A 6,135-nucleotide genomic window follows, 5' to 3' on the forward strand; every position below is an offset into this window, starting at 1 on the left:
CTTCGGTCGGCCGGTGGTGCCGGAGGTGAACTGCACCAGCGCGATGTCGGCGTCGTGCGCCGGCACGTCCGCCGGCGGCCCCCGCCCCCCCCCCGCCCCCGGCCCCCGGCCGGGCGGGGGGGGTGCGCCCCGGCCGTCGGGCGCGGAGCGCCCTCCTCGGTTCCAGCTCGGTCGCGTCCAGAACTTGCATGGTTGCGGTGAACTCGTCGGTTGCGTGGGGTTTGCCCGGTTGCGGCGGGGATCCGGTGGCCGTGGGGGTGGTGCCGGGTTACGGCGCGGGTTGTCACCTTGTGTCGCGAAGCGGCCGGGCGGTTGGGGGCGGTCGCGGACGCGCGGTGAGCGCTAGGTACAAAACAGTGGACAGGCAATCAGAAATCTCCCGCCCGGGTTGGTCACGAGCCGGCCCGCGCGGTGGCGCTGGCACACAGCCGGGGCAGGTGACGGTCGCGCGTCGAGGCGCGTCGGAAGGGAAGGTGGCCGCGTGGTGGAGGGCGACGGCGCCCGGGGCGCCAAGGTCTTCGGGATCGACCTCGGCACGACCTACTCGTGCATCGCGCGGCTGGACGAGTACGGCCGGCCGGACGTGATCCGCAACATCGAGTCGCAGCCGACCACACCGTCCGTGGTGCTGTTCGACGAGGGTGCCGAGGGCCAGGTCTCCTTCGTCGTCGGCACGCAGGCGAAGCGTCAGGCCCGGATCCGCCCGGACGACGTCGCGAGCCTGGTCAAGCGGCACATGGGCACGTCCGACTGGCGGTTCGTCGCGCACGGGGTCGAGTACACCGCCGCGTCCGTCTCGAGCCTCGTCCTCAAGGCACTGGTGGCCGACGCCGAGCGGGCCACCGGCGGGCCGGTGACCGACGTCGTCATCACCGTCCCGGCGTACTTCGGCGACGAGGAGCGCAAGGCGACCAAGCTCGCCGGCGAGCTCGCGGGGCTGAACGTCGTCGACATCATCAACGAGCCGACGGCGGCCGCCTTCGCCTACGGGTTCGCCCAGGACGGAGCGGCCGAGTCGACCGTCCTCGTCTACGACCTCGGCGGTGGCACCTTCGACACCACGGTGATCCGGCTGCGCGAGGGCGGCATCACGGTCGTGGCCACCGACGGCGACCACGAACTCGGCGGCGCCGACTGGGACCTGGAGCTGGTCCGCCACCTCGCCCGCCGGTTCGTCGAGGCGCAGCCGGAGGCGGGCGACCCGCTCGACGACGTCTACGACGAGCAGGAGCTGCTCACCTCGGCCGAGGACACGAAGCTCGCGCTGTCCGGCCGGGAGAGCGTCGACGTCCTGGTGGTGCACGGCGGCCGGCGCACCAGCGTCGCGGTGACCAGGGCGTCGTTCGAGGAGCTCACCAAGCCGCTGCTCGACCGCACGATCGAGCTGACCCGCTCCGTGCTGGACCGCGCCCGCGAGAAGGGCGTCGAGAAGATCGACACCTGCCTGCTGGTCGGTGGCATGAGCAAGTCGCCGGCGGTCGCGCGCCGGCTCGCCGAGGAGTTCGGCCTGACCTGCAAGCTGGTCGACCCGGACCTCGCCGTGTCCAAGGGCGCGGCGGTCTACGGGCAGAAGAAGGCGCTGGAGCGGTCGCTGCGCGACGACCTCGTCAAGGCCGGGCGGATCGGGGCGGACGACGACCTGGCCGCGGCCTCCGATGCCGACGTCGCCGCGGCGGCGGCCCAGCGGGCCGGCGAGGTGGGCCTGCCGGCGGCGGCCGTCGCCGACCTGGTGCGCACGACCGTCACGAACGTCACCTCGCGAGGGTTCGGGATCTTCGCCGAGGACCGGGGCCGCCCGGTGGCCGCCTTCCTGGCGCACCAGAACGACCCGTTGCCGATCTCGGTGACCAGGACCTTCTACACGGTCACCGACGACCAGACCGAGGTCGACATCCGGGTCTTCGAGCAGGGCACGGCGCTCGCGTCCCCGGTCATCGAGGACAACAAGGTCATCGTGGCGGGCGCGCTGCGCGGCATCCCGTCCGGCCACCCGCGGGGCACCCAGGTCGAGGTCACCTTCGTGATGGGCCGTGACCAGACGATCGAGGTGCGCGCCACGCATCCGGGCACCGCCGAGCCGCTGGTGCTGCGGGTCACCGCCGGGGTCGGCAGCGAGGCGCTGCGCACCGAGGAGGCGGAGAAGGTCAACCGGCTGGTCGAGCGCCGGGACTAGGGAGACGCCCGGCGCGAGGGGCTGGAGATCGTGTTCCGTCTTCGCCGATGACCGGGCATCGAGGTCCTCGGCGTCCGTCGACCGGCGAGGGGGCCGGCGCACGCCCGCTCGGCGGCGGTCGGTGGGTCCCGGGACGGGGCTCCGGCGCCGGGCGGACACCGCCGCGATGGGCGGAGTTAGCGCCAAGCCCCCTGCGGCGGCGAGGATGGCGGTCCGTAACCTGGATCGTGGACGGATCCGCCCGCGCAGGGCGAGCCGGCGGACCTGTCGCGGCCGCCGGCCGCTCCGGTGGGAACGCCCGTTCGAGGAAGCCGGCGGGTGCTGGCTTCTGGTTCGGTCCTGACGATGTCGGTCCTGACGGTGAGGTATGGGGCGGCTGACGCCTGCTCGCTCGGCACGGCGTTACGTGAGACGAGGGTGAGGCGTGAGCGCGGCTTTTGACGGCAGCGGTTACCGCCGGCGCGTGCTGGCGGTGCTGCGGGCGCGTTCCCCGCTGCGCATCGACGACCCGTTCTTCGTCGCGGATCTCGACCCCGAGGGCGCCTACACCGACGCCGAGGTCCAGGCCAAGCTCGCCCGAGTGCTCGCGTTCCTGCAGCGGGAGCGCAGCTCGGCCAAGTACGCGACGCTCGCCGCCGAGCTGGTCGGCCGCCGCGCGGAGTGGGAGGCGCCGCTGCGCGACGCCGCGACGCGGGAGCGGATCCGGGCGCGGGTCGCTCTGGCCAGGCGCGACGGCGAGGCCGAGCGGCTCGCCAAGGTCGACGGCTACCTGGCCACCGTCCGGGAGCGATTCGGCGGCGTCCCCGCGTCCCGGGTCGACGGGCTGCGCCGGCTCGCCGCCCAGGCGGGGGTGAGCGGCGAGCGGTTCGACGCGCGGCTCGCCCGGGAACGGATCATCGACGACGCCACCGGCGCCGGAGTCGCCCCGCTGCCGGCCGACGTGCGCGGCCAGATCCGCGACCGGCTCGAGGAGCTGCGCGCGCTGCGCCGCGGCGACCACGCCTCCACCGCCTCGCTGTGGGCCTTCCTCGGCGTCGCGCCCGACGCGTCGCCGGCCCAGCTGGCCGCGGCCTACGAGGCGGTCGCCGCGGTGAACGCCCGCCGCGGCCACGACCGGGAGAAGACGGTGACCGCGGACCTGCTGGCACTGGTCCGCGCCCGGCTGATCGAGGCCGATCCGGCCGCCTACACCGCGGGCCTGCTCGCGGACGCCGCCCAGGAGCTGCGGGGCGCGGTCGAGGAGCACGTCCTGCTCGACGGCGAGATCACCGCCGTCGCCTTCGAGGGGCTGATGCGCCAGGCGCTCGGCGCGGGCCGCGGGCTGTCCGTCGCGCAGGTCAGGTCGGTCGTGCTGGGGCTGGCCCGTGACCTCGGCGTCCCGGTGAGCACCCCCACCTCGGTCGACTTCGTGCTCTGCCCGGCCTGCGGGCGTCCGGAGCCGGTGGGCGAGGTCCGGGTCTGCCGGTACTGCGACACCGACCTCTACATCGGCTGCCCCAGCTGCGGGCGGCTCACCGAGGCGGCGGCCGTCGTCTGCCGGCACTGCGGGCAGAGCGTGCGCCAGTCGAGGGACGCCACCGAGGCGCTGGCGGCGATCCGCCGGGCGCTCGACGACGGATGTCCCGCCGAGGCCGCCGACCTGGTCGGCCGGGCGCGGCCGCTGCTCGTCGCCGTGGGCGGCCCGACGCTCGCGGCCGGCGAGGAACTCGCCGCGCATGCCTCGGCGGCGCTCGCCGCCGCGGACGCCGGCTGGCGGGCGCTGGCCGACGACCGCGCCGCCGGGCGGGCGGAGGCCGCGCTCGAACGGGCGCGCTGGCTGGTCGCGCAGGCGGCGGACGTGCCGGGACCGGACGGCAGGAGCGCCTCCGAGGTGCTCGAGGAGCTGACCGTCGCCCAGGCGATGATCCGCCGCCGGGTGGACGCGGCGCTGGCGTTGCCGATCGCGGCGCGAGAGGCCGCGCTGGTCGCCGTGCTCGCCAGCGCCGCCGACAGCCCGGAGGCGTTGGCGGCTCTCAACGCCCTTCCGCTGGCCCCGCCCATGGACCTGGCCGCGTTCCCCGTCGGCGGCGCGGCCGCCGCGGCGACGGGGGCGGTGCTGCTGCGCTGGCGGGTCGCCGACGCCGCCGCGCCCGTGTCCTTCCGGGTGGACCGCGTGGTCGCCAGCACGCTCGGCGCCCCACCGGCCCGGTCGAGCCTGGGCGTCACGACGTCGCCGGAGCTGACCGACGCCGGCGCGCCCGCCTGGGCGCCCGTGTACTACGAGGTCACGGCGGTCTCGGGCAGTCGCCGCTCGGCCGTGGCCAGGACCGTGCCGCTCGTGCTGACCCGCGAGGTGGACCTGCTCGGCGCCCAGCAGACCGACGAGGGCGTCCGGCTGACCTGGCGCCTCGACGGCCCGGTCCAGGTGGTGACGGTCGAGCGCGCGGTCGAGGCCGTCGACCCGATGGACGCGGACGAGGACGGCGCCGACCCGGCCGGCGGCCCGCCGACGGGTGGCCTGGCGCTGCCCTCCGCCCGGGACGTGGACCGGTCGGTGCGGCACACCCGGGTCAGCGGCGGCCAGCTGGTCGACCCGGACGTGCAGCCGGGTGTCACCTACCGCTACCGGCTCTCGGTGGAGTACGTGACGGCCGACGGGACGCCGGCCCGGACCGCCGGGGTGGAGGTCTCGGTCGCGGTGGTGGCGCGGCCGCGGCCGGTCCTCGACCTGTCGGTCGCGTTCGCCGCCGGCGAGACCATGCTGCGCTGGACCGCGCCGCCCGGGTCGGACGTGCGGATCTACGCGACGCCCGGGGTGCTGCCGGACCTCGGCGCGGCCGCGGCCGGCCGGTTCACCGGGCCGTCGGCGGGCCCTTTCGGGCCGGAGAGCGTCGATCTGCCGCTCGGCGCGGTGACCGAGTCGTCGCGCCTCGTGGGCACCAGTCGGCGCGGCCGGCTGCTCGACTCCGCCGCGGCCGGACCGGTGATCTACACCCCGGTCAGCATGCTCGGCGGCCACGGCGTCGTCGGCCGGCCGGTCCAGCACGTGGCGCCGGGCGGCGTCACCGAGCTGCGCGCCGAGGACCGGGGCGACGAGCTGGTGCTCTACTTCCGGCTGGCGCCGGGGCTCTCCGAGGCGAGGGTGCTGTGGCGGCGGGACCGGATGCCGACCGGCCCGGACGATCCGACCGCCTCGGCGGCGACGGTGACCACCGCCGGCCTGGAGCTGCGGGGCGGCGGCTGGCGGCTGGCGGCGCCGCGGGACGGCTGGCCCTACTACGTGGCCTGCTTCCCGATCTTCCGGGTCGCCGGCCAGCCGCGGGCCGCCGCCGCGGGCGCGGAGCTGGTCGCCCGGGCGCCGGCCATGCCGCCGTCCACCGACCCCGCCGCGCCGGGTACCGGGCCGATGGCCGCGGCTGGTGCCTCCGCCGCGGCCACGTCCTCCTATCTCACGTCTCCCGTGACGGGTGGGCTGCCCACCCCGTCGATCACCGGCGGCGTGGCGGTCGCGCCGGCGACCGGCGCGCTGCCGCTGCCGCCGGCGGCGGCCTCCGCGCCGCCGGCGGGCCAGCCGCCGGCGGGCCAGGCGGGACTGCCGCGACGCCCACCGCCGCGGACGCCGTCGACGCTCCCGCCGGCCTCGTCCGGTCCGTTGCCGATGCCGGCCGCGTCGCCGGTCCCGCAGATGCCGCTCGCGCCTCCGCCCCAGCCGGTGCCGCCCCCGCTGGCGCCCCCGCCGATGGCGATGCCGCCGGCGGGGCCGGCCGCGGCGATGCCGCCCGTCGGGCCGGGCCCGGTCGTGCCCGCGGGGTCCGAGGCCGCGCCGGCGCCGCGGGACCCGACGGCGCCGATGCCGCTGGTCCGCCCGTTGCCGCCGATGATGAGCCCGCCGGCCGCCGTCGGCCCGCTGGTCGCCGGCCGGACGACCTCCCAGATCGCCGACCTGCCCGGACGCCGTAGGAGATGCGGCCGGGCTCTTAATA

At 76.7% G+C, this 6,135-nt stretch carries 2 protein-coding genes; both read left to right on the forward strand.

The window, feature by feature from the left end; translation table 11 throughout:
- Positions 1-481 precede the first annotated feature (481 nt).
- A complete protein-coding gene (locus tag I6A81_RS39925) occupies positions 482-2,173 on the forward strand; it encodes an Hsp70 family protein (RefSeq protein WP_203003823.1) in 1,692 nt (563 codons plus the stop codon).
- 424 nt (positions 2,174-2,597) lie between these two features.
- Positions 2,598-6,135 (forward strand): zinc ribbon domain-containing protein (locus I6A81_RS39930; RefSeq protein WP_203010482.1); only part of this gene is annotated, 3,538 nt, incomplete at its 3' end.

It is taken from the genome of Frankia nepalensis (assembly GCF_016786325.1).
Lineage (GTDB): Bacteria > Actinomycetota > Actinomycetes > Frankiales > Frankiaceae > Pseudofrankia > Pseudofrankia nepalensis.